Source organism: Nonomuraea sp. NPDC050680 (assembly GCF_040654555.1).
Taxonomy (GTDB): Bacteria; Actinomycetota; Actinomycetes; order Streptosporangiales; family Streptosporangiaceae; genus Nonomuraea.
This window is the reverse complement of record NZ_JBFAIF010000014.1, coordinates 235667-261100: the sequence shown is the minus strand read 5'-3', so window position 1 is coordinate 261100 and position 25434 is coordinate 235667. Positions and strand designations below refer to the sequence as shown.

Annotated in this window: 24 protein-coding genes; 14 read left to right on the top strand and 10 right to left on the bottom strand. The window is 70.3% G+C overall.

Features of this window, described 5'->3' with window-relative positions; translation table 11 throughout:
* Window positions 1-132: 132 nt before the first annotated feature.
* Entirely contained in the window at window positions 133-1896 is a 1764-nt protein-coding gene (locus AB0H88_RS36180) for a CBM35 domain-containing protein (protein ID WP_357652539.1), read from the top strand.
* Window positions 1897-1992: 96 nt separating this feature from the next.
* Here AB0H88_RS36180 and AB0H88_RS36175 read toward each other — a convergent pair whose 3' ends face one another.
* The 5 genes from AB0H88_RS36175 to AB0H88_RS36155 all read right to left on the bottom strand — a co-directional run bounded on the left by AB0H88_RS36175 (window position 1993) and on the right by AB0H88_RS36155 (window position 6590).
* Window positions 1993-2943, bottom strand: coding sequence for a lytic polysaccharide monooxygenase (locus AB0H88_RS36175; protein ID WP_357652538.1), 951 nt, complete (start codon window positions 2941-2943; stop codon window positions 1993-1995).
* Between the two features lie 151 nt (window positions 2944-3094).
* Window positions 3095-3481 carry a hypothetical protein gene (locus tag AB0H88_RS36170; protein WP_357652536.1) on the bottom strand — a complete coding sequence of 129 codons (387 nt, stop codon included), beginning with the start codon at window positions 3479-3481 and terminating at the stop codon, window positions 3095-3097.
* Window positions 3478-5889 carry a hypothetical protein gene (locus tag AB0H88_RS36165; RefSeq protein ID WP_357652534.1) on the bottom strand — a complete coding sequence of 804 codons (2412 nt, stop codon included), beginning with the start codon at window positions 5887-5889 and terminating at the stop codon, window positions 3478-3480. Before AB0H88_RS36165 ends, AB0H88_RS36170 begins: the two co-directional genes overlap by 4 nt.
* 3 nt (window positions 5890-5892) lie before the next feature.
* Window positions 5893-6195 carry a hypothetical protein gene (locus AB0H88_RS36160; protein WP_357652532.1) on the bottom strand — a complete coding sequence of 101 codons (303 nt, stop codon included), beginning with the start codon at window positions 6193-6195 and terminating at the stop codon, window positions 5893-5895.
* Window positions 6192-6590, bottom strand: a complete 399-nt coding sequence (locus tag AB0H88_RS36155; protein ID WP_357652530.1) for a YbaB/EbfC family nucleoid-associated protein — start codon at window positions 6588-6590, stop codon at window positions 6192-6194. Before AB0H88_RS36155 ends, AB0H88_RS36160 begins: the two co-directional genes overlap by 4 nt.
* Before the next feature lie 159 nt (window positions 6591-6749).
* On the opposite strand from AB0H88_RS36155, the gene AB0H88_RS36150 reads away from it, so the two are divergent.
* From AB0H88_RS36150 to dgoD, 7 genes are all read left to right on the top strand, one after another.
* Window positions 6750-8093: a sugar ABC transporter substrate-binding protein gene (locus AB0H88_RS36150; protein WP_357652528.1), complete on the top strand. Its 1344-nt coding sequence runs from the start codon at window positions 6750-6752 to the stop codon at window positions 8091-8093.
* A gap of 65 nt (window positions 8094-8158) precedes the next feature.
* Window positions 8159-9025 (top strand): sugar ABC transporter permease, encoded by an 867-nt coding sequence (locus AB0H88_RS36145; protein WP_357652527.1) that lies wholly within the window; start codon window positions 8159-8161, stop codon window positions 9023-9025.
* Window positions 9019-9858: a carbohydrate ABC transporter permease gene (locus tag AB0H88_RS36140; RefSeq protein ID WP_357652525.1), complete on the top strand. Its 840-nt coding sequence runs from the start codon at window positions 9019-9021 to the stop codon at window positions 9856-9858. The genes AB0H88_RS36145 and AB0H88_RS36140 overlap by 7 nt, the downstream gene beginning before the upstream one ends.
* The gene (locus tag AB0H88_RS36135; protein WP_357652523.1) at window positions 9855-11777 is read left to right on the top strand and encodes a beta-galactosidase; all 1923 of its coding nucleotides are present in this window, start codon (window positions 9855-9857) and stop codon (window positions 11775-11777) included. Before AB0H88_RS36140 ends, AB0H88_RS36135 begins: the two co-directional genes overlap by 4 nt.
* Window positions 11774-12484: an SDR family oxidoreductase gene (locus tag AB0H88_RS36130; RefSeq protein WP_357652521.1), complete on the top strand. Its 711-nt coding sequence runs from the start codon at window positions 11774-11776 to the stop codon at window positions 12482-12484. The genes AB0H88_RS36135 and AB0H88_RS36130 overlap by 4 nt, the downstream gene beginning before the upstream one ends.
* Window positions 12484-13164, top strand: coding sequence for a FadR/GntR family transcriptional regulator (locus AB0H88_RS36125; protein WP_357652578.1), 681 nt, complete (start codon window positions 12484-12486; stop codon window positions 13162-13164). The genes AB0H88_RS36130 and AB0H88_RS36125 overlap by 1 nt, the downstream gene beginning before the upstream one ends.
* Window positions 13161-14306 carry a galactonate dehydratase gene (dgoD, locus tag AB0H88_RS36120; protein ID WP_357652519.1) on the top strand — a complete coding sequence of 382 codons (1146 nt, stop codon included), beginning with the start codon at window positions 13161-13163 and terminating at the stop codon, window positions 14304-14306. The genes AB0H88_RS36125 and dgoD overlap by 4 nt, the downstream gene beginning before the upstream one ends.
* A gap of 62 nt (window positions 14307-14368) precedes the next feature.
* Here dgoD and AB0H88_RS36115 read toward each other — a convergent pair whose 3' ends face one another.
* Complete coding sequence (locus AB0H88_RS36115) at window positions 14369-16417, bottom strand: SufS family cysteine desulfurase (protein WP_357652517.1); 2049 nt, start codon at window positions 16415-16417, stop codon at window positions 14369-14371.
* A 196-nt stretch (window positions 16418-16613) separates the two neighbouring features.
* On the opposite strand from AB0H88_RS36115, the gene AB0H88_RS36110 reads away from it, so the two are divergent.
* Window positions 16614-17762, top strand: a complete 1149-nt coding sequence (locus AB0H88_RS36110) for a helix-turn-helix transcriptional regulator (RefSeq protein ID WP_357652515.1) — start codon at window positions 16614-16616, stop codon at window positions 17760-17762.
* 113 nt (window positions 17763-17875) lie between these two features.
* On the top strand, window positions 17876-18547 hold the full coding sequence (locus AB0H88_RS36105; RefSeq protein ID WP_357652513.1) for an alpha/beta fold hydrolase: 672 nt from the start codon (window positions 17876-17878) through the stop codon (window positions 18545-18547).
* A 27-nt stretch (window positions 18548-18574) separates the two neighbouring features.
* Here AB0H88_RS36105 and AB0H88_RS36100 read toward each other — a convergent pair whose 3' ends face one another.
* The gene (locus AB0H88_RS36100; RefSeq protein ID WP_357652511.1) at window positions 18575-19753 is read right to left on the bottom strand and encodes an AI-2E family transporter; all 1179 of its coding nucleotides are present in this window, start codon (window positions 19751-19753) and stop codon (window positions 18575-18577) included.
* A 209-nt stretch (window positions 19754-19962) separates the two neighbouring features.
* On the opposite strand from AB0H88_RS36100, the gene AB0H88_RS36095 reads away from it, so the two are divergent.
* On the top strand, window positions 19963-20793 hold the full coding sequence (locus AB0H88_RS36095) for a YihY/virulence factor BrkB family protein (protein WP_357652509.1): 831 nt from the start codon (window positions 19963-19965) through the stop codon (window positions 20791-20793).
* Window positions 20794-20897: 104 nt separating this feature from the next.
* Window positions 20898-21074, top strand: a complete 177-nt coding sequence (locus AB0H88_RS36090; RefSeq protein ID WP_357652507.1) for a hypothetical protein — start codon at window positions 20898-20900, stop codon at window positions 21072-21074.
* Window positions 21075-21081: 7 nt separating this feature from the next.
* Here the strand turns inward: AB0H88_RS36090 and AB0H88_RS36085 are convergent, their stop codons facing one another.
* Window positions 21082-21741: a response regulator transcription factor gene (locus AB0H88_RS36085; protein WP_357652505.1), complete on the bottom strand. Its 660-nt coding sequence runs from the start codon at window positions 21739-21741 to the stop codon at window positions 21082-21084.
* Complete coding sequence (locus AB0H88_RS36080; protein ID WP_357652503.1) at window positions 21729-23003, bottom strand: sensor domain-containing protein; 1275 nt, start codon at window positions 23001-23003, stop codon at window positions 21729-21731. The genes AB0H88_RS36085 and AB0H88_RS36080 overlap by 13 nt, the downstream gene beginning before the upstream one ends.
* Before the next feature lie 198 nt (window positions 23004-23201).
* On the opposite strand from AB0H88_RS36080, the gene AB0H88_RS36075 reads away from it, so the two are divergent.
* Window positions 23202-23432, top strand: a complete 231-nt coding sequence (locus tag AB0H88_RS36075) for a hypothetical protein (protein WP_357652501.1) — start codon at window positions 23202-23204, stop codon at window positions 23430-23432.
* A gap of 16 nt (window positions 23433-23448) precedes the next feature.
* On the opposite strand, the gene AB0H88_RS36070 is transcribed toward AB0H88_RS36075, so the two are convergent.
* Window positions 23449-24549 (bottom strand): sigma-70 family RNA polymerase sigma factor, encoded by a 1101-nt coding sequence (locus tag AB0H88_RS36070; RefSeq protein WP_357652499.1) that lies wholly within the window; start codon window positions 24547-24549, stop codon window positions 23449-23451.
* A gap of 73 nt (window positions 24550-24622) precedes the next feature.
* Between AB0H88_RS36070 and AB0H88_RS36065 the strand changes: the two genes are divergently transcribed.
* Entirely contained in the window at window positions 24623-25429 is an 807-nt protein-coding gene (locus AB0H88_RS36065) for an alpha/beta hydrolase (protein ID WP_357652497.1), read from the top strand.
* The last annotated feature ends 5 nt before the right edge of the window (window positions 25430-25434 follow it).

Below are 25434 nucleotides of genomic sequence, written 5' to 3'. Positions count from 1 at the left end.
TCCTGACAAAGGGGCGTTCCATGCCGTTCCAAGTGAACACATCCGACCTATTGACTCGCCTGACTACCGGTGGTCATATCTAGAAATATTAGGAAAGATTGTTAACGAGCGCATGTCACAAGGAGCTGCGCCATGTCCAGAACGGTGTCTGCCTTAGCCATACTCGCCCTCCTGGCGACGATATTGATCGGAGGTATAGCGCAGGCGGCAACGAACCGCTACGAGGCGGAGGCCGCCACGATCTCCAAGGGCGTCCTGGAGACCACCCACACGGGTTTCTCCGGCACCGGCTACGTCAACGGCGACAACGTCTCGGGCAGTTACCTCGAGTTCGCCGTCACCGCCCCTTCGGACGGCAGCGCGACCCTCGACCTGCGCTACGCGAACGGCACCACCACCAACCGCCCCGCCACCATCACGGTCAACGGCACGGCGATCGCCACCGGTCACGCGTTCACCAGTACGGGCACCTGGGACGCCTGGACCACCGCCACACTCACCGCGACGCTGCGAGCGGGCGCCAACACGGTCAGGGTCACCGCGACCACCGCCAACGGCAATCCCAACCTGGACTTCCTCGACGTCACCCCGGCCAGCACCCAGGACATCGCCTATCAGGCGGAGAGCGCGGTACTCTCCCAGGCGGCGGTGGCGAGCAACCACACCGGCTTCACCGGCACCGGCTTCGTCGACTACGTCAACACGACCGGCGGCTACGTCGAGTGGACGGTGAACGCGGCCGAGGCGGCCAGCACGACGCTGACCCTGCGCTACGCCAACGGCACGAAGGAGAACCGCCCGCTGGACATCTCGGTCAACGGGACCGTGGTCGCGGCCGGCAAGGCGTTCGACCCCACGGCGAACTGGGACACCTGGGTCGACCTCGCCATCACCGCCCAGCTCAACGCCGGGGCGAACACGGTCAGGGCGACCGCCACGGCCGCCACCGGCGGGCCCAACCTCGACAAGCTCACCGTCTCCGGGCCCATCGACTCCCACCCGCCCACAGCCCCCGGCCAGCCGAGCCAGACGGCCATCACCTCGGTGAGCGTCACGGTGACCTGGGCGGCCTCCACCGATGATGTGGGCGTCGCCTCCTATGACCTGTTCGGCGACGGGCGGGCGTGCGGCACCGTCTCGGGACAGACCACCACGGGCACCTGTACGGGCCTGAGCGCCGACGCCGACCACGTCATCCACGTCGTCGCGCGGGACGCGGCCGGCAACGCCTCTCCGCCGAGCCCCGATCTCACCGTCCACACCTCCGTCGCGCATAACCCGTACGGCGACCCGTACCTGGTCTCCATGTTCGACGGCACGACGCTGAACGGCTGGACCCCGCACGCGGCGGCCGGCTGGACCGTACGCGACAACGCCATCCACGGCACCGGTACGGCGGGCAGAGGCTGGATCTACTACAACAAGCAGCAGACCGGTACGTTCCGCTGGATCTTCAGCGTCCGGCAGGTGTCGGGCGACCACGCGCCGACCGTGCTGATCTGGGGCACCACCACGCCGATCAGGGACGCACTCAGCGCCATCCAGTTCCAGCCGCCCAACGGCGGCCACTGGGACTACCGCCCCGGTCACAACAACGGCGGCGGCAGCCTGTTCACCCAGTTCCCGCACACCAAGTGGGACATCCACAACTGGAGCCAGTGCGAGCTCGTGGCCAACCAGAGCACCGGCGAGGCCAAGATGGCCTGCTGCCCGATCACCGCGGGCACGCCCACGTGTACGGCGGTGAAGGTGCTGGCCTTCAAGGACACCACCGCCGGGCAGGCCGGCCCGCTGGCCATTCAGATCCACAACAGCGGCATCCAGGACGAATACCGTGACCTCTATCTGGAGTCCCCGGTGGTGGTGAACCCGGACGGCTTCATCACAACGGGCTGACCGGACGGTGTCCCCGGCTTCCCGACGATCTCGGGAGGCCGGAGACCAGAATCCCGAAGGGTCCTCTACCTAGGGCGGGGAGCGCTCCTCGGATCCCTATCTAGGACGGCGGCCCTTCGATCGGGTCAGGACGATGATCGCCCCGGCTGCGGCGGTGAGAAGTGCCACGCCGCCGACCGCCCACGGCAGGCCGCTGCTCCCGGCGAGCGCGGGCTCGGCGGCCACGGGCTGCTCGGATGCGGCGTCGGCGACTGTGGACTCGTCAGCTGTGGAGTCGGCAGGTGCGGGCTCGTCAGCTGTGTAGTCGGTTGGTGTGGGCTCCGCAGCCGCAGGGTCGGCAGGTGCGGGCTCGGACGGTGCGGCGGCGGCCTTGGTGGCGCGGAAGACCACGTCGGAGCAGGAGTAATAGGTGTCCGGCGTATCGGAGTTCTGCCAGATCGTGTAGATCAGGTGACGGCCGCTCTTACCGGCGGGCAGCCGCCCTTTCATGACGTACGAGCCGTCCGCCATCGCCGGGTCGGTGACCTTGAGGAAGGGCCGCTTCTCCAGGTCGGACCACTTGAGGGCGCGCGACGGATCGTAACGGTCCGTCGTGACGTACAGCCGGAAGGTCCCCTTGTGCGGGATCGTCCCGCGATACTTGAAGGTGAAGCCCGCTCCGGCCGTCAGCCTGGTGGCGGGCCAGTCGGCACGGGCGAGGTCCAGGCCGTCGAAGCCCTCGATGCCGCCGCTGCACAGCTTCCCGTCGGGGATCACCTCACGGTCCCGGCCCGCGACGTCCGCCACTCTGAGGTTGTCCCACTCGCCGGGCAGTTCCGTACCGTTCACCGCCAGGGCGGCCGTGCAGGCGGGGGACTTCTTCGACAGCGGGCTGTCGGCACCGCAGGCCGCCGCCCGGCTGAGCGGGTTCTCCAGTGCCCCGTGGGCGCCGGCCGGTCCTGCGAGCAGCAGCAGGCCGCCGGCGAGCAGACCGAGCGCGACGACGGCCACGCCCGCGATCCGGCTACGACGCACGCCCACGTGGCAGACCTCCTCGGCTCGCGACACCCGTCCTGCGTACAGGTACGGCCCGCCGGCCGCGCAGGTTCACCCGACCGGCTGTCCGGACCCGGAGAGAACCCCCCCGATGGAGCCGGAGAGAACCCCCCGATGGAGCCGGAGAGAACCCCCAATGGACCCGGCCGAGGACCGCGATCGCCTACCCGGACTCGGCCGAGAACCGGTAGAACTCCTGGAGGACCCGCGCGGCGGCGTCCTCGCCGACCTCGGGGCACACGTACCCGCCGGCCGCGATGTGCGCGCACAGCTCCGGGTCCGGCCGCAGGTGGTGGGCGCGCAGGTAGTAGGTGACCGTGTCGGTCCAGACGTACGTCCCGTCGGTGCGGAAGCTCAGCGGCACCACCTCGCCGCGCTCCGGCTCGACCCGGTCCACGTCCAGCCCGGTGGTGCCCAGGATCGGCGTGCCCGCCTCCAGGTAGCCGGCCAGCCGTTCGCGTTCGTGCGGGCTGTCCACCAGCGGATGGCCGGGCTCGAAGTACGGCACCCCGTCCCTGACGCCGTCGAACACCCGCGCGACCATGATCATGGCCTCTTCCTCTCCGTGCTGTACCTGTCGAGCATCGCCTGCGCCTGGTCGAAGGCGGCCGGGTAGCCGCTGTAGAAGCCGCCGAAGTGGTGGACGGGCTCATGGGTCAACGGCACGTCACCGGTCGCGTGGTCGGCGATCTGGTACAGGCGGTCGAGCATCTCGTCGTGCCACGCCTGGCGACCCAGCCGCTCGAACTCCGGCCGCAGCGCCTGGATCCGCTCGGTGAACACGTCGATGTCCTCGCGGGTGAGCCGGTTGTCGATCCATTCGCCGTCGTCGTCCATGTAGTGCCAGGCGAAGTCGTTCTGGGCGTACTCGATCTTGTCCAGACCGAACGAGAAGGACCTGCTGAGGTCGATCCCGCCCACGCCGTCCTTCCCGTGCGCGAGCCAGTTGCCGCCCCTGCGGTCGGTGTTGCCGATCAGGGCGTCGAGCAGGCCGAGCCGCCTTCCCCCCGCGCTTTCGTGGAAGGGCAACAGCTCGCCCCTGATCTCGGACGGGTCGACGCCGTCCATGAACTGCATGTAGACGGCGTCCCGGTTGAACGGATCCCTGATGACGTGCGGTACGGGGGCGCCGACCATCCGCCCGACGAGGGAGGCGAGCAGGTCTTTTTTCACCGTGACGTGCCCGTAGAGATGAAGTTTCCGGATCAGGACGGTGCCGTCGCGGAACCGGACTGTCTGCACCACCCCATGCTGGCCACTGTCCAGGAACTTGGGCTGCGGCTTCTCCTGCTCCAGCTTCGCCTTCAGCGTCTCCTCGTTGAGCGCCCCCGGCGGGAGTTCGGGGCTCGGCCGGGCCATGTCCGCCGGGACGGTCGGCTGCTGGTGCGGCTGCTCCGGCCGGGTGAGGTGCCACTTGCCGTCGTCACGGAAGATCGGCCGGCCGTCGTCGCGGTATTGAGGGATGCTCCCGGTGTGCGCCTGCCGGTCGGCGCCGATGTAGACCAGCTTGTCGGCCGCGATGATCTCCCGGCCGGTGAGGTCGGCGACCTGCCGCACCGCGACGCGATTCAGGTCGAGGTCGCAGCCCAGGAAGCGCAGCTTGGCGGTGGGGTCGGCCCGCACGACCGGATCGTGGGCGAGCATCGTGCCCACGTCGCGGCTCGACAGCCGCTCGTCGCCGATGTAGAACCCGTGGCGGTCGGTGCGGATGCCCACGTTGATGACGCCGGGCGTCTGCCGCAGCAGCCGCATGTCCGCGCTGGGCGTCACGGCCCGGCCCGGATCCCGGTACCAGACGCCCGCGGTGACTTCGTGCCGGCTCTGCCGGATGAGCTCCCGGTGTCTGGGCGTGAGCACCGGCACGGCCGCCCCGCCGCCGCCGGGTTCGGCCCGTCCGGTCCCCTCGGGCGCCGGCCGGCCGGGACCGTCGTGCGGGTCCTGACCGAAGTGGTACGCGGGCGCCCGCTGATCAGTCGAACGTCTCGTACCCTCCAGACGGGTGCCGTCCAGTCGCGGGGCCTCTCCCAGGCGTGGCACGCGCAGGCCGTCGGCGGCGCGCGGACCCGCGTAGCCCGCCCGGCCGTCGATGCCGCCCACGAAGCCCGCCACCGCCGCCTTGGCCAGCATCTCCGGAGTGAGCTGGCCGTTCTCGTACAGCATGGGGACCGAGCCGATCACCGAGGCCACACTGCTCTGGGTCGCCACTCCGCCCACGGTCTGGGTCAGGAACGCGGCCACCCGCTCGCGCGCCGTCAGCTCCTCCTTCAGTACGACGCCGCCCAGCAACCGCGGACCGCCGATCTTGGCGATGATCCCGCCCAGCCCGGCGAACGCCAGCCCGGTCAGCAGCCCGCCCTCCACCGCGGCGGCCGTCTTGCCGCCGTCCCATGTGTCGCGCTTGCCCTCGGCGAACTGCCAGAGCTGGGTGCCGCCGTCCAGGCCGACCATGAACGCGATGCTCAGCAGCAGCAGCTTGGCGATCGTCTTGACGTTCAGCCTGGCCATCGAGCAGGCGGGCCCGATGGACAGGAACGAGGCACCGCCCGTGGCGGGCCCGAACGCGTAGGACCGCAGCAGCAGGAAGGCGAGCAGGATCAGGCAGAGCGCGATGTACTTCTGCGTGTAGTCGGTGTCCAGGCCGTATGACTCGAGCTGTTTCGCCGCCGTCTCACAGGCCTTGGCCAGCTCCTCCACGTACGCGGGATCATCGGTGGAGAACTTCCCCCAGTAGGCGCACAGCGCGGTGGCCGCGGGGCCGGCGGCGTAGGCCAGCACGTGGTTGAGCGCTTCGTCCCCCTGGCCGCCCGCCGTGCGGCACTTCGTGGCCGCGGTACGCAGGTGACCGGCCTCGGCCAGGCTGTCCTCGCCGTCACCCTCCGGGTAGTCCATGCCGACCACCCAGCCGAGCAGCGGTTCCACGTACGGGAACGCGGGGCCGAGCAAGGTTCGCAGATCCACGCCTCAGGCCTGCGGATACAGGTGATTGGCCCGTTCGTAGTTGCGGGCCGCCGTGTCGACCTGCTCCGTCAGGTCGTCGACGCACTCCGCGCCCTGGTGGCAGTCGTCGAGGAGGCCTTGGAGCGTGGCGGTGAACCGGGCGGCGAACTGCCGGCCGTACTGGTCCTGTCCCCACGGGGCGCTGTCGAGCACGGACTGCACGAGCCCCCTCGCCTCACGCAGGGTGGCGGCGGGAGTGGACCAGTCCGTGCCCGCCCTGCGCATCTGGCCCCAGGCGACGTCGAACCCCTGCGCCCACTCGCTCATCGAGTCTCTCCGCGCTTGGCAGGGGCCTGGAGGGGCACGTCCGGCAGCAGCCGGTCAAGGTCGAACTCGCCGCCGAACAGCTGCTCGGCCGGCATCCCTTCGGGTACGAGCGGCGCCATCAGCTTCCGCGACTCCTCGGCGACCCGTGCGTTGGCCTCGGCGACCTGGTCGAGCACTGCCTGGGCCAGCTCCGACGGGGAGAGGCGGGTGTAGACGCGGGGATGGAAGATGATCTCGTCGATCCTGCCCTGCGGACCCGCCGTCACGGTCACGTTGCCGTCGGATACCGTGGCCGTGACCTCCCGGAGCTGGGCGTGCGTCTCCCGGACCTGGCTGACTTGCCTGCCGAACTCCGCGACCAGACCCTCGATGGCGGCCTGCAGGTCATCGTGCATTCAGCACCCCTTCACTACCAAGACCCCTCATATTCCCATATGTCACACGAAATCGCAGGAAACCGCCCAGCAACACCCTTGTATTATTAATAAAATACGAATAATGTCTCCCCTCAACCGGAACCCGCAGGTCAGGCGTTCCGTTCGAAGGGAGTCAGCATGGGATCGAGGATTCCCAGGGCGGCCCGACTGGTCGCCGCCGTCGTCGCGATAGGGCTCGCGGCGGCTTGCGGGGGCGGTTCGAGCGCGCCTGCGGGCACCGCGGCGAGTGGCGATCCGGCCCAGCCGGTGACCCTGACGTTCTGGTCGTGGGTGCCGGACATCCAGAAGGCCGTCGATGCCTTCAACACCGCCCACCCCGGCATCAAGGTCAAGCTGGAGACCATCACTCCGGGTCCCGACGGCGGATACGCGAAGATGCTCGCGGCGGTCAAGGCGGGCAACGCGCCCGACGTGGCGCAGGTGGGCTACGACTCGCTGCCCTCGTTCCTGGTCAACGGGGCCTTGCAGGACGTCACGGAGTACGCGAAGGACGACGCGGCCAAGTTCGTCGACTGGCAGTGGCAGACCGGTGTCTTCGGCGACAAGGTCTACGCCATTCCCCAGGCCAGCGGGCCCATGGGCTTCTACTACCGCAAGGACCTGTTCACCAAGTGGGGCCTGGAAGCGCCCAAGACGTGGGACGACTTCGCCGCGGCCGCCGCGACCATCAGGAAGAAGGACAAGAGCGCCTACATCTCGACCTTCGCCGCCAATCAGGCGCCCTGGATGATCTCGCTGGCTCAGCAGGCCGGGCAGCAGTGGTTCGGCACCGAGGGCGACGCCTGGAAGGTGACGATCGACAACCCCGACACCCGCAAGATGGCCGCGTACTGGCAGAAGATGCTGGACGGCAAGCTGGTCAAGACCGAGGCCGACATGTCCAACGCCTGGTACAAGGACCTGCAGACAGGCAGCGTCGTGGGCTGGATCGGCGGCTCGTGGGGCGATGCGATCATCCGCGGCAACGCGCCCGGCACCTCGGGCAAGTGGGCGGTCGCGCCCATGCCCCAGTGGGCGGGCGCCGCCCAGTTCACCTCCGCGAGCTGGGGCGGCGGCTCGGCCTCCGCCATCCTGAAGGGCACCAAGAACCCCGGCGCGGCCACCGAGTTCGCGGTCTGGCTCAACAGCGCCCCCGAGAGCGTCAACACCCTGCTGTCGGCCGGGTACGGCTGGCCGTCCGTCAAGGACACCAGCAAGATCCCCAACCTCCAGAAGGACGACACGGTCTTCCCCTTCTACGGCGGCCAGAACATCTGGGAGGTCTTCAAGCAGGCCGACGCCGCCGTGGCGACGGACTGGCGCTGGCCCCCGGTGAGTGACGCGCTCTACGCCTCGCTGACCGACAACGCCAAGGCCGCGGTCCAGGGCGACGGGACGCTCACCGACGCCTTCGCCAAGACCCAGCAGGCGATGGTCGAGCAGCTCAAGGCCAAGGGCCTCAACGTGGTGACGGGCGGTTGACGGTGACCGGGGTGGTGCGGGGGGCGCGCGCGAACTCGCGGCGCCCCGGTCGGCCAAGGACGCATGTGGTGGTCCTGGTCGCGCCGTTCTTCGTGGCCTTCGCGCTGTTCTTCCTCGCGCCGATCGGCTACGCGATCTATCAGAGCTTCTTCAAGCTCACCAGCAGCGGGCTCGGCCTGACCGAGCCGGTGCTGGAGTTCACCGGGCTCGGCAACTACGTCACCGCGCTGAGCCAGGAGGCGTTCGTGGCGAGCATCGGCAGGGTGCTGGTGTTCAGCCTGATCGAGGTGCCGACCATGGTGGTCTGCGCCCTGGCGCTGGCCCTGCTGCTCGACTCGGCCAGAGCGCGCTTCCAGCCGTTCTTCCGCGTCTCGTTCTTCCTTCCGTACGGTGTGCCCGGGGTGATCGCCTCGCTGCTGTGGGGCTTCCTCTACGTACCGCAGACCAGCCCGCTCATCGACGTGCTGGCCGCCATGGGCCTGCCGCACGACTTCCTCGGTCCCGACACGATCCTGCTGGCCATCGCCAACATCTCCACCTGGCAGTTCGCCGGCTACAACATGCTCGTGCTGATCGCCGGGCTGCAGGCCATCCCCCGGGAGCTGTACGAGGCGGCCAGGGTGGACGGCGCGAGCGAGCTGCGGATCGCCTGGCACGTCAAGATCCCGCTGGTACGCGCGCCGCTGATCCTGATCACCGTGTTCACGCTCATCGGCACCCTCCAGCTGTTCGTCGAGCCGCTGATACTCAAGCCGCTCACCACGGCGATCAACAGCGACTACACGCCCAACCTGGCCGCCTACAACCAGGCCTTCGGCCAGGCGAATGTCCATCTCGCCTCGGCGGAGGCCACACTTATCGCGATCATGGCATTCGTGATCTCCTTCGGCTTCCTCCGATTGGTGAACAGGAAGGGAAACAGAGCGTGGTGAACCGGTGGAGACCGGCCACCGTCGTGGTCATGGCGCTGCTCCTCGCGGCGGCGGTCTACTTCCTACTGCCGGTCGTCTGGGTGCTGGTCGCCGCGACCAAGAGCACCGCCGACCTGTTCGGCACCTTCGGTCTGTGGTCGCCGCACCCGCAGCTCGGCGCCAACCTCGGCCGCCTGTTCGGCGACGGGCTGTTCGGCCGGTGGATACTCAACAGCTTCCTGTACGCGGGCGCCGGCGCACTCGTGGCCACCGTGCTGTCGGCCGGGGCGGGCTACGCGATGGCCAAATACCCCTTCCGGGGCCGGGAGGCGCTGTTCAACCTGGTGCTGGCCGGCGTGCTCGTGCCGTCCACGGTGCTGGCGCTGCCCACCTACCTCATCTTCAGCCAGGCGGGCCTGACCGGATCGTTCTGGTCGGTGCTGCTGCCCAGCATCGTCAGCCCGTTCGGCGTCTACCTCGCGCGCATCCACGCCAACGCCGCGATCCCCGACGCCCTGCTGGAGTCGGCGCGGCTGGACGGCGCGGGGGAGTATCGCATCTTCTTCAGCATCGGCCTGAAGATCATGAGCCCGGCGCTGGTCACGATCTTCCTGTTCCAGTTCATCGGCATCTGGAACAACTACTTCCTGCCCCTGGTCATGCTGTCGGATCAGAACCTCTACCCTGTCACGTTGGGCCTGGCCCTGTGGAACTCACAGACCTTCAGGAACCCGGCCTTCTTCGAGCTCACGGTCACCGGCGCAGCGGTGTCCGCGCTCCTTCTCGTCATCACCATGGCCTCGCTGCAGCGATTCTGGCGGGCGGGCCTCACCGCAGGGAGTGTCAAGGGATGAAGCCCGACCGAGTACATTTCGGCGCCGACTACAACCCGGAGCAGTGGTCGCCGGAGGTCTGGCGCGAGGACATCCGCCTCATGCGCGAGGCCGGGGTCACCATCGTCACGCTCGGCGTCTTCTCCTGGGCGCTGGTCGAGCCCGAGCCGGGAGCCTACGACTTCGCCTGGCTGGATGAGGTCATGGACCTGCTCGGCGACGCGGGCATCGAGGTCAGCCTGGCCACGGGCACCGCGTCACCGCCCGCCTGGCTCCCGCGCCTGCACCCGGAGACGCTGCCGGTCACCCGCGACGGCGTGCGCCTGTCGCCGGGCTCCCGCCAGCACTACTGCCCCAGCTCGCCCGTCTATCGCGAGGCGGCCGTGGGCCTGGCCGTCCAGCTGGCCAAGAGGTACGGCGGGCATCCCGCGCTGTCCATCTGGCACGTCGGCAACGAGTACGGCTGCCACATCCAGGAGTGCTACTGCGACGTCTCGGCCGAGGACTTCCGGACCTGGCTGCGCGAGCGCTACGGCGACCTCGACGCGCTCAACGCCGCCTGGTCCACCACGTTCTGGAGCCAGCGGGTCACCGACTGGGCCGACGTGCTGCCGCCGCGCGAGACCCCGACCCTGCGCAATCCCGCGCAGGACCTCGACTACCGCCGCTTCAGCTCCGACGCGCTGCTGGCCTGCTACCGGGCCGAGCGGGCGGTGCTCCAGCAGCTGACCCCCGACGTGCCGATCACCACGAACATCATGGGCATGTGGGAGCCGGTCGCCGACTACGCCTCCTGGGCGGCCGACTTCGACGTGGTGGCGCTCGACATCTACCCCGAGCCGAAGGACCCCGGCGCGCACATCGACGCGGCCTTCTTCCACGACCAGATGCGCTCGCTGGGCGGCGGCCGGCCGTACCTGATGATGGAGACCGCGACCAGCGCGATCAGCTACCGCCCGCCGAACCGGCCGAAGCGGGACGGACTGAACCGGCTGTGGAGCCACCAGGCGGTGGCGCGCGGCGCCGACGCGGTCATGTACTTCCAGTGGCGGGCCTCGGCGGGCGGCGCGGAGAAGTTCCACTCCGCGATCGTCTCGCACGGCGGCGCGGACAACCGGATCTTCCGCGAGGTGGCCGGGCTGGGCGCCGAACTGGCGGCGCTGTCCGGCGTCGCGGGCTCGCGGGTGCGCGCCGACGTGGCGATCGTGCACGACTACGCCAACTGGTGGGCGCTGGAGCTGGACGCCAGGCCGGGCGAGCTGAAGATCCCCGAGCGGGTACGCGCCCACTACGCGCCGCTCTGGCGGGAGAACGTCACGGTCGACGTGGTGCCGCCCGAGGCGGACCTGTCCTCCTACAAGCTGGTCGTCGTGCCGAACCTCTACCTGTGCACCGACGCGGCGGCCGCCAACCTGCGCGGCTACGTCGAGGGCGGTGGGCACCTGCTGATGTCGTTCTTCAGCGGGATCGTCGACGAGTGCGACCGCGTCCGGCTGGGCGGCTACCCCGGCGCCTTCCGGGAGCTGCTCGGACTGCGGGTGGAAGAGTTCTGGCCGCTCAGCGAGGGCGAGAGTGTGAGCCTGACCTCGGGCGGGAGCGCGGACCTGTGGGCCGACCACGTCGTGCCGGAAGGCGCCGAGGTCCTGGCCGCCTACACCGGCGGCCCGCTGGCCGGGTCGCCGGCGATCACCCGGCACGCCTTCGGTCTGGGCACCGCCACCTACCTCGGCACGCGCCCCGACGAGCGGGCCATGCGCGAGCTCGTCCGCGACAGCCTGCGGCTGGCTGAGGTCGCGCCCGTCCTCCAGGGGCTGCCCGACGAGGTGGAGGCCGTACGGCGTGGGCGGCACCTGTTCCTGCTCAACCACGGTGACCGGCCCGTGAGCGTGGCCGGGGTGGAGCTGGCTCCCCATGATGTCGTCGTATCGGCGGAATCGTGAGCGGGCGCTTCGCGGGCAGGACGGCCGTCGTGACCGGCGGCGCGTCGGGGATCGGCGCCGCGACGGCGGCGCGGCTGACCGCTGAGGGCGCCTCCGTCCTGGTCGTCGACGTCGTCGCGGAACGGCCGCCGACGGGCGCCGGCTACCTGCGCGGCGACGTGGCCGAGGAGGAGACCTGGGAGCGGGTCGCCGAGTGGGGCCCGATCGACGTGATCGTGAGCAACGCGGCCGCCGCCGAGGTGGCGCCCGCGCACCTGACCACGCTGGAGTCGTGGAACCGGCAGCTCGGCGTCAGCCTGACCGGCACCTTCCTGGCCGCCCGCACGCTGCTGCCCGACCTGGCCACCAGGGGCGGCGTCATGGTGGTCACCTCCTCCGTGCACGCGCTCGTCGGCCTGCCCGGACATCCCGCCTACGCCGCCGCCAAGGGCGGGCTGACCGCGCTCACCCGCCAGTTGGCGGTCGAGTACGGCCCCGCCGTCCGCGTCAACTGCGTACTCCCCGGGCCGATCATGACGCCCGTCTGGGACCGGGTGGACGAGGAAGAGCGGGCGGCCACGGTCAAGGCCACCGTGCTCGACCGGTTCGGCACGCCCGAGGAGACGGCCGCGGTGATCGCCTTCCTGGCCTCGCCCGAAGCCTCGTTCGTCACGGGAGCCTGCGTGGTCGTGGACGGCGGCTGGAGCATCGTGAAGGACTCGGCGTGATGGCGGCCTACAGCGGGCGCGGGCTCCACGGGCAGACGGTCGAGGCCATCGCCTCGATGATCTTCGGCGGGGAGTTCAAGTCGGGCGACAGCCTCGACGTCACCGTCTTGCAGGAACGGCTCGGCGTCAGCTCGACGGCGCTGCGCGAGGCGATGAAGGTCCTCACCGCCAAGGGGCTCATCGGGGCCAAGCCCAAGCTCGGCACCTACGTACGCCCACGCGCCGACTGGAACCTCCTCGACGGCGACGTGATCCGGTGGAAGTTCGCCGGGCGCCCCGACCCGGGATTCCTGCGCGATCTGCACGAGCTGCGCTCGATCGTCGAGCCCCAGGTCGCCCGGCTGGCCGCGCTGCGCCGTACCCCCGAGCAGCTCGACGCCCTGCGAAAGGCGCTGGACGCGATGGCGTCGGCCGCCGACCCCGTCGCGGCCGACCTGGACTTCCACCGGGCGCTGCTCGCGGCGGGCGACAACGAACTGCTCATCCGCATGGAGGTCGTCATGGGCGCGGGCCTGGCCGGGCGCGACCGGCTCGTCCACGGCTCCAGCGGCAGCGACGACCCCGTACCCAGTCATTTGGCGGTGCTGACGGCCATCGAGAGGCAGGACGGCGAGGCCGCGGAGGCGGCGATGCGGGACCTGCTCGACAAGGCGTGGCGCGACCTGGAGGACCTGCTGTGAAGATCACCAGGATCGAGACGTTCCCGGTGCCGCCGCGATGGCTGTTCTGCCGCGTGGAGACCGACGAGGGCATCGTCGGGTGGGGCGAACCCGTCGTCGAGGGACGGGCCGAGGTCGTGCGGGCGGCGGTGGACGTACTCAGCGAATATCTCCTCGGCCAGGACCCGCTGCGGATCGAGGACCACTGGCAGGTGCTCACCAAGGGCGGCTTCTACCGGGGCGGCCCCGTGCTGTCCAGCGCCGTCGCGGGGCTCGACCAGGCGCTGTGGGACATCGCCGGCCAGCACTACGGCGCGCCCGTGCACGCCCTGCTCGGCGGCCCGGTCCGCGACAAGGTCAGGGTCTACGCCTGGGTCGGCGGCGACGACCCGGGTGAGCTGCGGGAGGAGATCGACAGACAGGTCGAGGCCGGGTTCACCGCAGTCAAGATGAACGGCTCGGGCCTGATGCCGCGCTCGCTCACCGCCGCCGACCTCGCGTCCGTGGTGCGCAGGGCGGAGGTCGCCAGGTCGGCCCTCGGCCCCGGCCGCGACTTCGCGATCGACCTGCACGGCCGCGCCACGACCGCCAACGCCAGACGCGTCCTCACCGCCGTCGCCGACCTGAACCCGTTGTTCGTGGAGGAGCCACTGGCCCCGGACCACCTGCACCGGCTCCGCGACCTGACCGCCGCGACGGACGTGCCGATCGCGCTCGGCGAGCGCCTCTACTCCCGCACCGACTTCCTGCCGCCGCTGACCTCCGGCCTGGCCGTGGCCCAGCCCGACCTGTCCCACGCGGGCGGCATCTCGGAGGTCAGGCGGATCGCCGCGCTCGCCGAGACGTTCGACGTGCAACTCGCCCCGCACTGCCCGCTCGGCCCGATCGCACTGGCCGCCAGCCTGCAGATCGGCTTCGCCACGCCCAACTTCCTCATCCAGGAACAGAGCGTGGGCATCTACCACAACGGCGGCGCCGAACTCCTCGACTACGTCCTCGACCCCGCCCCGTTCACCTTCACCGACGGCCACGCCCACCGCACCACGCTGCCCGGCCTGGGGGTGACAGTCGACGAGCAGGCGGTACGGCGGGCCGCCCGCCACCCGCACGCCTGGCGCAACCCGGTCTGGCGGCACGACGACGGCTCGATGGCGGAATGGTGAGACCGCGTATGTCGCGTCCCGGCCCGGCGCCGAGACCTTCCGCCATCGGCTGTCGCTGACGATCAGGCTCGGGCGGTCACCACGCTCGCCGAGGTCTGCGCGTGCAGGCCATCCCCGTCCGTGCGGTAGGCCAGGTTCGCGCGGACGGCGGCGTGCAGGTCCCGGCGATGGACGGAGATGTGCGGGCCGGCCGCCGAGAAGTCGAAGAGGCAGCACAGGGCGTCCGGACCACCGGGGATGGTGACCGGCACCGTCCACTCGCGCAGTTCGACCTGGCCGAAGCCCGCCTCCTCCACCAGGGCGGCGACCTCCTCCCCGCCCAGCGACCACGGCTCCTCGAACAACGCGGCCGGTCCGGGGCCGAGCACGGCGCCGACCGCGTCGTGCAGGGCCCCGAAGAGCGGATTGCGCCGGAGCGGTGACCAGGTGGCGATCGCGATCCGGGCGCCGGGACGGGCGGCCCTGCGCATCTCGGCCAGCGCGGCGCGCCGGTCCGGGACGAACTGGAGCACCTGCTGCACGGTGATCAGGTCGAACGCCTCGTCGGACACGTGCAGGGGGGCCGCGCCGCACTCGACGTACTGGATCGGGGCCCCGCTGACGGGCGGCTGCTCCCGTGCGAGGGCGAGCATGGCCGGGCTCGGGTCGGTGCCGACCACGGCCCCGCCGTCGCCCACGGCCGCCGCCATGACGCGGGCCACCGTGCCCGGCCCGGTGCCGATGTCGAGCGCCCTGGCTCCCTGGGCGGGGGCCAGCTCCTCGACGAGCCGGTACGCCCAGGGCCGGAAGATGCCCGGCACGAGGATCTCCTGGTAGGGGCGGACCTGGCGGGTGTCGGCGGCCTCGTACACGGTGTCCGGGGCGCGCTCGCCCCGCCGGGAACCGCGCGCCTGTTCCAGGGTCGTGGCCAGGACGTCGACCTCGTCGGGCGAGTTGTACAGGTAGAGGGAGGCGCGGATGGCCGCCGGGATGCCGAAGCGGCTGCACGCGAGCTGGGCGCAGTGGTGACCCGAACGGACCGCGATCCCCGCCTCGTCCAGGGCCGTGCGCACCTGCTGGAGCGGCATGCCGTCCACCACGAAGGAGAGCAGCGGCAGCCGGTCGCGGGTGTCCGCCGGCCCGATGAACCGGATGCCGGGCACCTCGCCGAGCCGGTCCAGCGCGTACTCGATCAGCGCCTGGTCGTGGGCGGCGACCGCGTCCATCCCGATCTCTGAGAGGAAGTCGCACGCGGCCCCCAGGCCGACCGCCTGCGCCACCGGCGGCGTCCCGGCCTCGAACTTGAGCGGCGGCGCGGCGTAGTGCATGGCGTCCACGCTGACCGTCTCGATCATCTCGCCGCCGCCGAGGAAGGGCGGCAGCGCCGCCAGCAGCTCGTGCCTGCCCCACAGCACGCCGATCCCGGTGGGCCCGCACATCTTGTGCCCGGAGAAGGTCACGAAGTCGGCCCCGAGAGCGGCGACGTCCACCCCGAGATGCGGCACCGACTGCGCCGCGTCGACGACCAGCAGGGCGCCGACCTCGGCCGCGCGGGCCGCGATCGGCGCGATGGGGTTCACGGTGCCCAGGATGTTCGAGGCGTGCACGACCGCCACGACCTTGGTCCGCTCCGTGACCAGCTCGGCCAGGCGGGACAGGTCCAGCCGGCCGTCGTCGGTGATGCCCAGGTAACTGACCTTCGCCCCCACGCGCTCGGCGAGCAGCCGCCAGGGGATGAGGTTGGAGTGGTGCTCCATCTCGGTCAGGACGATCTCGTCGCCGGGACCGACCCGGAGCCGCCCGTCGCCCCACATCAGCGTGTTGGCCAGGAGATTGGTGGCCTCGGTGGCGTTCTTGGTGAAGACGATCTCCTCGGCGCGCGGCGCGTTGACGAAGGCCGCGACCGTGCGCCGGGCCCCTTCGTACAGCTCGGTCGCCTCCACGGCCAGGCGGTAGACGCCACGGTGCACGTTGGCGTTGGCGCGCGTGTAGTAGTGGCTGAGGGCGTCGAGCACCACGGCCGGTTTCTGCGTGGTGGCGGCGCTGTCGAGGTAGACGGGTGGACGGGAGCCGTCAGCGGCTGTCTCGAAGAACGGGAATGCCTTCCGCATCGACTCGACGTCGATCGTCATCGTGGTCTCCTCCTGCCGAACGGTGTCGCGGCAGTCTCACCCCGGCCGGCCCGCGCGGATCCAACTGGAGTTGCGCGACGGCATCCCACGATTCTCCGACATAACATAGCGGCTTTTTCGCCGACGCCCAGTGGCATAAAAAGGCGGTCATTTATGGCCGTCGATGGCCGTCGAATTCATCGCCTAATCTGGCGGCATGGCCAGCGATTTCTTGGTCGACGGCGGCCGGATCATGGCCATGCGCCGCGCACGCGGCCTGTCCCGGCGTATTCTGGCGAATCTCGTGGGCTGCAGCGAAGAATGGCTCCGGCTGGTCGAAAAAGGCGCCAGGCCGCTGGACCGATTATCCACCATCATGCGAATCGCCGACGTGCTCCGCGTCACCGACCTTTCCGAACTCATCGGCGGCCCCATAACACTGCCGGCCACCGGCGAACACGGCGAATGCGATGACGTCGGCCGGGCGCTGCTGTTCCCCCGGCTGTGCGCCGACGGGGTGGCCGAGAGCGTGCACCGCGTCCACCGCCACGTGTCGTCGGCGTGGGAGATCTGGCGGCGCTCGCCCAGGCGCTACACCGAGCTGCGCCGTCGCCTGCCCGCCCTCCTGCTGATGGCCGACACGTCGGCGGAGCACGCGAAGGCAGAGGACCGGCAGGCGGCCGCCGCCGACCTCACCGACGTCTACCGGCTGTTCGCGACGCTGCTGCGTGGCTGCGGCCACCACCCGCTCGCCCTGCTGGCCGCCGACCGCGCCGTGGCCGCCGCGCCCGCCGACCGCCTCCTGCCCGCGCTCACCCGGGCCGAGCTGGCCGACGTCCTCATCCACCTGGGCCGGTACGCCGACGCCCGCCGGTTGTGCCTGGCCGCGACCGAGCTCACCGACGACCCGTCGACCATCGGGACCTGCTACCTGACGGCGGCGCTGGCCACCGCCGAGGAGAACGACCTCCTCCGGACCGAGGAACTGCTGAACCGCGCCCGCAAGCTCGCCGACCGGCTGGGCACGGCTCGCGCGGACTTCATGACCGAGGTGGACCTGCACACCGTGGTGGTGGCGGTACGCATGGGCCGCTTCCGGCAGGCCATCCGGCTGGCGGCGGACGTCGACGCCGACCGTTTGTACGCGAAGGACCGGCAGGCCCGCTATCTCCTGTCCCTGGCCACGGCCCACGCCATGGACCGCGACCCGGAAGCCGCCACCGCCATGCTCAGAAAGGTGGCGGAGACCTGCCCCGAGGAGCTCAAGTACAGCCCTCAGGCCGGCCGGGTGGTGGACCAGCTCCGGCGGCTGGACTGCGAGACGACCCGCGGCGAGCTACGGCAGATCGCCCGGCTCACCGCGTGAGTGTCCGGCAGCCCATAACTGTTCCTTCTCGTAAGGAGACGGACTATCTCTTGGACTTCTGGTTGGTTCTGCCGGAGGCTGGGGACGTACGCCACCTACCTGAGGAATCCCAGATGACGACCTTCGTACTCGTTCCCGGCGCCTGCCACGGCGCGTGGTGCTTCGAACCGCTGGCGCGCCGGCTCCGGCAGCACGGCCACGAGGCGTACCCGATCTCGCTGACCGGGCTGGGGGCCAGGAAGCACCTGCTCAACGCCTCGGTCAACCTCGACACGCATGTCGAGGACGTGGTGAATCTCCTGGAAGACGAGCAGATCACCGACGTCGTGCTGGTAGGGCACAGCTATGGCGGAATGGTGATCACCGGCGCCGCCGACCGGGTCTCCGAGCGCGTCGACGGTCTGGTCTATGTCGATGCCTTCGTGCCCGCGGACGGGGACTCCTGCTGGACCTTGGCCACGGACGACCAGCGAAACTGGTACATCGGTGACGCCCACGCGAACGGCTACACGACCGCGCCGCTGCCCTTCTTCGATCCGCGGGCCACGCCGCACCCGCTGGCCTGCCTGCTCCAGTCGATCCGCCTGCGCGGCGGGCTCGACCGCTTCCGGAGCAAGGACTATGTGTACGCGGCCGAGGGCGAGGGGGAGTCGTCCTTCAAGCCCGCCTACGAGCGGGCGCTCGCCGATCCCTCGTGGCGCGCGCATGCCCTCGCGTCCAGGCACAACGTGATGCGGGACGCGCCCAACGAGCTGCTGAAGATCCTCCTGGCCACGAGCGTCTAGTCCCGCCCTATGCCGTCGTGCCAGGCGTCACCCGGTCGGCAGCGTTGGCCCGCCGCCGGTCTGGGCGGGTTTGCCGTGGTTTGGCGGTGGTTCCGCATCCGGCCCGCGCGGCGGTGGTTCCGCTTCCGGCACAGGTGGGAGCGGGAGCGGTTCGTCCCGGAAGAGTTCGGGCACCGATCGGTACAGGATCGCGGCGATCGGCACGGCCACGATCGCGCCCGCGATCCCGGCCAGGATGCCGCCGACGGAGAGCACGATGATGATCGCCAACGGGTGGAAGTGGAGCGCCCGGCCGACGATCAGCGGCTGGAGGACATGGTTCTCCAACTGCTGCTCGACGAGCAGGACGCCGACGAAGATGAGCGCGTAGATCGGACCCTTCGCGCCGAGCGTGACCAGTGTCGCGACGGCTCCGGCGAAGAAGATGCCGACGATCGGGATGAAGCTGGCCAGGAAGATCAGCACAGCGAGCGCCGCCCAGAGCGGGACGCCCATGACCGCGAGCACGATGCCCATGAGGATGCCGTGCACCGCCGCCACGGCCACGGTGCCCTGTACGTAGTGCGAGAGCGTGACCCAGGCCGTACGCCCGGCTCGATCGACCCGTGGCGCGACCGTACCGAACCCCTTGAGGAACCACGCCCAGATCCGATCCCCGTCCTTGAGCAGGAAGAACGTCACGAAGAGCAGCAGGACGGTCGCGGCCAGCGCTTCGAGCAGCACGACGGTGCCCGCGAGCACGGTCGTGGTGATCTGCCGCTGCTGTTCGGTGACCAGGTTGGCGATGTCGTCGACCCAGTTGCTGAGCTGGTTCGGCTTGAGGTGCAGCGGGCCCGTGTAGAGCCAGCCCTCCATCGTCTTGGCGGTCTGCTGCACCTGTTTGACCAGGCCGGGAAACTCCTCGTTGGCCCGTACGCCGATGACCCAGCCGGTCCCGCCCACCACGGCGAAGGCGACGAGCATGGTGACCCACGTGGCGTAGATCGGCCGCAGACCCATCGTGCGCAGCCGTCTGGTGAGGGGGAACAGCAGCGCGGTCAGCAGCAGGGCGACCGCGACCGGCAGGGCGATGAGGTGCATCAGCACCACGATGTTGACTATGTAGTTGGCCACGAAGCCGATGAGGATCAAGCAGGCGCTCCAGGCGGCCAGCTTGGCCAGCGTGGGTGGCACCAGCCCCCAGAGGGGTCCCCGATCCGGCTTCACCTCTTCAGACTCTCACCTTCGATCCCGATAGGCACGGATCCTGGCCGCCCAGTAAGGTGCGGCCGGGATGATTCGGCGGACGCCAGGGTAGAGGCCCGGACTGAAGATCGAGCGGTTTGGACGGTACGGTGAGCAGGCTCAGACGGTTGCCGGCGGCTTGGGCTCGGGCGAGAAGTCGTCATGGCTGGCTGGATCATCTGGTCCGGGCCGTGATCCGCTACGACAAGGTGGACGCCGGCCGGCTGTCGGCCGCGCTCACCTACTACTCCTTCTTCGCCACCTTCGCGCTGGCGCTGCTGGGGTTCGCCATTCTCGGCCGGTACCTGGACTATCCGCCGGTGCTGATCGCGGTGCAGCACTATCTGAGCGAGAACTTCCCCCGGCTGAATGTTCAGGCGTTGATCGACGCGCGGGCGACGGCCGGGGCGGTGGCGTTCGTCGCGCTGCCGTTGACGGGCCTGTTCTGGATGGACGCCCTACGCTCGGCCAGCAGGGCGATCTGGCGGATCGAGGAATATCCGGGGAGGTTCATCCTGCGCCAGCTCATCGACCTGTGCGTGGTGGCCGGGCTCGGTGTGCTGCTCTTCCTGTCGATCGCCCTCGCCTTCGCCGCCGAGTGGCTGCTGAGCTGGCTGGCCGTCCACACCGTGGGCACGGACGCCGACTGGGCCCAGTGGATGCTGTCCGCGGCCGCGTTCGTCATCGGTCTCGGCATCAACACCCTGCTGGCCATGGCGTTGCTGACCGCCCCACCCCGGCTGCACCTGCCGCTGCGCAGGGTGATCGGCCCGGCGCTGGTCATCACGATCGGCCTGGAGGTCCTCAAGACCCTCGGGCAGGTCTACCTCAACCTCACCGCGGCCAATCCCGCCTACCAGGTGGTCGCGGGAGCCGTGGGGATGCTGGTGTTTCTCAAGATTCTCAATCAGCTCATCCTGTTCGCCGTCGCGCTGGCGGCCACCAGCACCACCGGCCAGGTCAAGGACCTGACCACCGGAGCTCCCCCTCTCAGAAAGTCGCCGAAGGTCCCTCTCCAGTGACGGAGGGTGGGAAAACTGTCCGTTTCCTCGGCCTCGCCAGGGGGAGAGACTGGTGACCAAGCCGGATGATGGAGGTAGAACCGATGCGCTTAGCGTCAATAGTGGTGATCCTTTGGCTGATCGTCGGCGCCTTCGCGGCGGGCCAGCGTGACTACTACTCGGGACCGGTCGACAACTGCAACAAGTTGGCCACCATCGCCGTGACGATCGTGGCCGGCCCGCTCAACTATCTCGGCATGAACCCGAAGATCGCCTGCCAGACGCCCCAGCCCAGCAAGTGACACCGGGTCAGACTCGGCGGTTGGCGTCTTCGAGGAAGTGCAGGACGGCGGTGACGCGCCGGTCCGCCCGATCGGTGGGCGCCAGGTCGAGCTTGGCGAAGATGCTGCGGATGTGCTTGTGCACGGCGCCGTCGGTGACGAAGAGCCGCTCGGCGATGGCGGCGTTGCCCAGACCTTCGGCCATCAGGGCCAGCACGTCGCGTTCGCGCGGGCTGAGGCGCTCCAGCCGGGTGTCGGGCCGGGTGCGTACGAGCAGCTGCGCGACGACATCCGGATCGATGGCCGTACCCCCGTCCGCCACCCGGTGCAGCGCGATCAGGAACTCGTCCACCCGCCCGACCCGCTCCTTCAGCAGGTACCCGAGGCGGGAGCTGCCATGGGAGAGCAACTCGGTGGCGAACGCCTGCTCGACGTAGGCGGACAGCACGAGCACGGCCAGCTCCGGCTGGCGTCGCCGGGCCTCGACGGCGGCGACGATCCCCTCGTCGGTGTGGGTCGGCGGCATCCGTACGTCGACGATCGCGACGTCCGGCTGGTGGAGCCCGACGGCCTCCAGGAAACCGCCGGGGTCACCGGCGGTGGCCACGACGTCGATCCCCTCGGCGCGTAACAGCAGCGCGAGCCCTTCACGCAGGAGCGCATCGTCCTCCGCGATCACGATCCGCATGGCAGGCTCACGGTCACGGTGGTGGGCCCACCGGGCGGGCTGGTCAGCATGAATGTCCCATCGTGTGCTTCGGTACGGCGGCGGATGCCGACGAACCCGGACCCGTCGCGTTCGTCCGCCCCGCCCTGGCCGTCGTCGGTGATCCGCAGGTGGAGCCGGTCGTCCTGGAGGCGGACCAGGACGTCGGCGCGCCCGGCACGGCTGTGCTTGGCGATGTTCGTGAGCGTCTCGGCCACCACGAAGTAGGCCGTCGCCTCGACCGAGGAGGCGCACCGGACGGGCAGGTCGGCGTCGATCCGGCAGGGCACCGGGCAGGCCGTGGCCAGACCGGTGAGCGCGTCGGAGAGGCTCCGGTCGGTCAGCACCGGCGGCAGGATGCTGCGGACGACCCCGCGAAGCTCGGCGAGTGCCTGCTCGGCGGCGTCCTGCGCGCGCTCGAGAATGGCCTCGGCGCTGGCCGGATCGCGCGTCAGAGCCCGGCGCGCCGCGCCGAGCAGGACGTTGACGGCGACGATCCGGTTCTGCGTCCCGTCGTGCAGCGACCGCTCGATGCGCCGTAACTCGGCGGAGTGCGCGTCGAGCGCGGCGGCGCGGGTCGCGGTGAGCTGGACGACCCGCAGCGCGAGGTCGGTGCCGGAGACGGGTGCCAGGAGCCGCCGGCCGGGCCAGGCCTGCAGCCGCGCCATCCCCGGGATGACCGTGGCGGTGATGACGATCCAGCCGATGCCCAGCAGGGAGACGGCGAGGGCGCTGGGCCAGCCTTGCACGGTCCAGAGCCCACTGGCCGACGTGGCCGCCACGTCCGGTGGCAGCAGCCGCCAGTACAACGGGAAGGGGATGTCACGCACCGCGTAGAGGGGCAGCGAGAGACCGATCGCACCGACAAGCAGCCCAAAGACGGCATGCGTCACCACCCAGCCCACTTCCCGGCGTACGGCCGAGTCCGCGAGGGCGGCGCGCAGCCCGTGCGGTATCGGCTCCGGGCCGACGACCTCCGGACCCCAGCGGGAGAGCCGCCCGCGTTCCCGATCGGCGACGACACGCACCACGCGCAGCGTGACGGGCGCCAGCAGCAGGCCCACGCCGACGAGGCTGGTGACCGCGGTGGCGATCAGCAACGCGAGGGCGACCAACGCCAGGAACGAGGTGCCGAATCCGCCGACGAGGTGTTCGAGCGCGTCCAGGATGACGCGGGCGCGGGCGAGGCCGAACGCGTCCCAGCGGGCCGCCCGCCGGCCGGTCGTGGGGTCATGGGTCGACATGCGGCACCTCCTTGGCCCAGGAGATCGCCCTGCGGCGCCTCTCAGCCCAGGACAATAGGGCATCACTTGGGCGGTCGGCAGATCATCGGCCGAGGAGTACAGCCTGCTGTACCCGGCTTGTCCCGTTGGTGGGATCGTCGTCAGCGGTGATCGTCCGTAGCTTCGATGTGTGACAGCCCATCGAGTGAGGAGCACCCCATGTCCGACATCCTGAACGTCTCCGAGGCAGCTCGTCCGGCACCGCCCGCCGACGCTCGGCGCGGGATGCTCCGTCCCGTGCTGTGGTTCCTGCTCGCGATCAGCGCCGTCCTCAACATGGTGACCTCGAACATCGGCCCCAACATCTTCGTCGGCATCGGATTCGGGCTCGCCACCCTCGCGTGCGCCGTCGCCCTGGCCGTCCATCACTACCGCCACCGCCGCCCCTGAGCGCCGCCCGTACAGGTCAGGGCAGTGAGGCGGACAGCCCGAAGGGCGTGAAGTGCTCGGGGCCGATGAACGAGGTGACCTCGCGGATACGCTCGCCACGCAGGGTCAGCACGTTGATCGACCAGGCGAGGTGGGCGCCGGCCCCGTCGTTCCAGAGGTAGCAGGCCACGGCGGGCTGGCCGTTCGCGGTGACCGGGAGGTGCCGCCAGCTGCCGCAGGTCAGCGGGATCCGCCTGGCGAAGTCGGCGACGGCCGCCAGGCCGTGGTACCAGTGCGGCAGCGGCGGCATCGACCAGGTGACGTCCTCGGTCAGGAGCGCGACCAGGGCGTCGGCGTCGCCGCGTTCGAGTGCGGTGGAGTATCCGGCGACGATCTCCCGCACCCGGGCGTCGTCGATCTGGCGCAACGTCCGCTGCTGGGTGGGAGCGGGCACCTTCTCCGCGACGATCTTGCGGGCGCGGGCCAGGGCGGAGTTCACCGACGTGGTGGAGGTGTTCATCGTGGTGGCGATCTCGGCGGCGGAGAACCCGAGGACCTCGAAGAGCAGCAGCGCCGCGCGCTGGTTGCCCGGCAGGTGTTGCAGGGCGGCTACGAAGGCGAGTTCGACGGCCTCACGCTGCTCGTAGCGTGCGGCCGGTCCGCCCGCGCCGAGACCCGCGTCGGGATAGGGGCCCAGCCAGGCGACGTCGGCCAGCGGGGCGTCGCCGAGCACGGCGCGGTCACTGGACGGCCCGAGGTCCATCGGCAGGGCTCGCCTGCCTCTGGATTCGATGGTATCCAGGCAGGTGTGGGTGGCCACGGTGTACAGCCACGAGCGCAGCGAGCCGCGACCCTCGAAACGGGCGAGCCCCCGCCACGCCCGCAGCAGGGCGTCCTGGAGGGCGTCGTCGGCGTCGTGGGTGGAGCCGAGCATGCGGTAGCAGTGGGCGTGCAGCTCCCGGCGCAACGGCTCCACGAGCCGGTTGAACGCGGCGTCGTCCCCGGCCCGCGCCCGGCCCAGGTCCTCGGTGTCCTCCGCAGACCTGCCCGCGGGCCTGTCCGCAGACGTGCCCGCAGACGTGCTCGCGGGCCTGTCCGCTGTCGTGTCCTCGGACGTTGCGGAAAAGACTTCGCTCACAAGCGACGATTCTGCCCCATCGCCGGAGTCACCTCTTCGACCGACCACCGACCTCCAGACCAGGAGAACTCCGATGCACAACACCCTTGAGGTCCCTGACGCCCGCCTCTACTACGAGGTACGGGGCGAAGGCCCCGTGGTGGTGCTCGTCGGCGCCCCGATGGACACCGAATCCTTCGCCCCGGCGGCCGAGCTGCTGGCCGCCGACCACACCGTGCTCACCACCGACCCGCGAGGCATCAATCGCAGCCCCCTCCACGACCCCGGCCAGGACTCCACCCCGCAGTCGCGCGCCGACGACCTGTCCCGGCTCCTGACCCACCTCGACGCCGGCCCGGCCGCGGTCTTCGGCTCCAGCGGCGGCGCCGTCACCGCGCTGGCGTTCGCCGAGGCCCACCCCGAGCAGGCCCACACCGTCATCGCCCACGAGGCCCCGCTGGTCGACCCGCTGGATGACCGCGAGCAGCTCTACGCCGGGACCGACGACCTGATCGCCACCTACCTCGCCGGCGATGTCACGGGGGCCTGGCGCAAGTTCATGGCCCAGGCCGCCATCCCCATCCCGGACGACGCGATCGGGATGATGTTCGGCGGGGAACGCGACCCCCAGCAGGTCGCCGACGAACGCCGCTGGTTCGCCCACGAGATGCGCGCCACCATCAGCTGGCGGCCCGATTTCGCCGCCCTGCGCGCGGCGAGTACCCGCGTTGTGATCGGCATCGGCGAGGACTCGGCCGGCCAGCTCTGCGACCGCACCTCGATCGCGCTGGCCGCGGGACTCGGCATCGAGCCGACGATGTTCCCCGGCGGCCACATCGGCTTCGTCGACGACCCGAAGTCCTTCGTCACCCGGCTGCACGCGGTCCTGTACGAGAGCTGATCGAC

Bases quoted from the DNA above. Each gene is read 5' to 3' on its own strand.
- AB0H88_RS36125 (WP_357652578.1), top strand. From the start codon at position 12,484: ATGGCGGCCTACAGCGGGCGCGGGCTCCACGGGCAGACGGTCGAGGCC.
- AB0H88_RS36160 (WP_357652532.1), bottom strand. From the start codon at position 6,195: ATGAGCGAGTGGGCGCAGGGGTTCGACGTCGCCTGGGGCCAGATGCGC.
- AB0H88_RS36155 (WP_357652530.1), bottom strand. From the start codon at position 6,590: ATGCACGATGACCTGCAGGCCGCCATCGAGGGTCTGGTCGCGGAGTTC.
- AB0H88_RS36135 (WP_357652523.1), top strand. From the start codon at position 9,855: ATGAAGCCCGACCGAGTACATTTCGGCGCCGACTACAACCCGGAGCAG.
- AB0H88_RS36115 (WP_357652517.1), bottom strand. From the start codon at position 16,417: ATGACGATCGACGTCGAGTCGATGCGGAAGGCATTCCCGTTCTTCGAG.
- AB0H88_RS36150 (WP_357652528.1), top strand. From the start codon at position 6,750: ATGGGATCGAGGATTCCCAGGGCGGCCCGACTGGTCGCCGCCGTCGTC.
- AB0H88_RS36110 (WP_357652515.1), top strand. From the start codon at position 16,614: ATGGCCAGCGATTTCTTGGTCGACGGCGGCCGGATCATGGCCATGCGC.
- AB0H88_RS36085 (WP_357652505.1), bottom strand. From the start codon at position 21,741: ATGCGGATCGTGATCGCGGAGGACGATGCGCTCCTGCGTGAAGGGCTC.
- AB0H88_RS36105 (WP_357652513.1), top strand. From the start codon at position 17,876: ATGACGACCTTCGTACTCGTTCCCGGCGCCTGCCACGGCGCGTGGTGC.
- AB0H88_RS36075 (WP_357652501.1), top strand. From the start codon at position 23,202: ATGTCCGACATCCTGAACGTCTCCGAGGCAGCTCGTCCGGCACCGCCC.
- AB0H88_RS36065 (WP_357652497.1), top strand. From the start codon at position 24,623: ATGCACAACACCCTTGAGGTCCCTGACGCCCGCCTCTACTACGAGGTA.
- AB0H88_RS36080 (WP_357652503.1), bottom strand. From the start codon at position 23,003: ATGTCGACCCATGACCCCACGACCGGCCGGCGGGCGGCCCGCTGGGAC.
- AB0H88_RS36180 (WP_357652539.1), top strand. From the start codon at position 133: ATGTCCAGAACGGTGTCTGCCTTAGCCATACTCGCCCTCCTGGCGACG.
- AB0H88_RS36170 (WP_357652536.1), bottom strand. From the start codon at position 3,481: ATGATCATGGTCGCGCGGGTGTTCGACGGCGTCAGGGACGGGGTGCCG.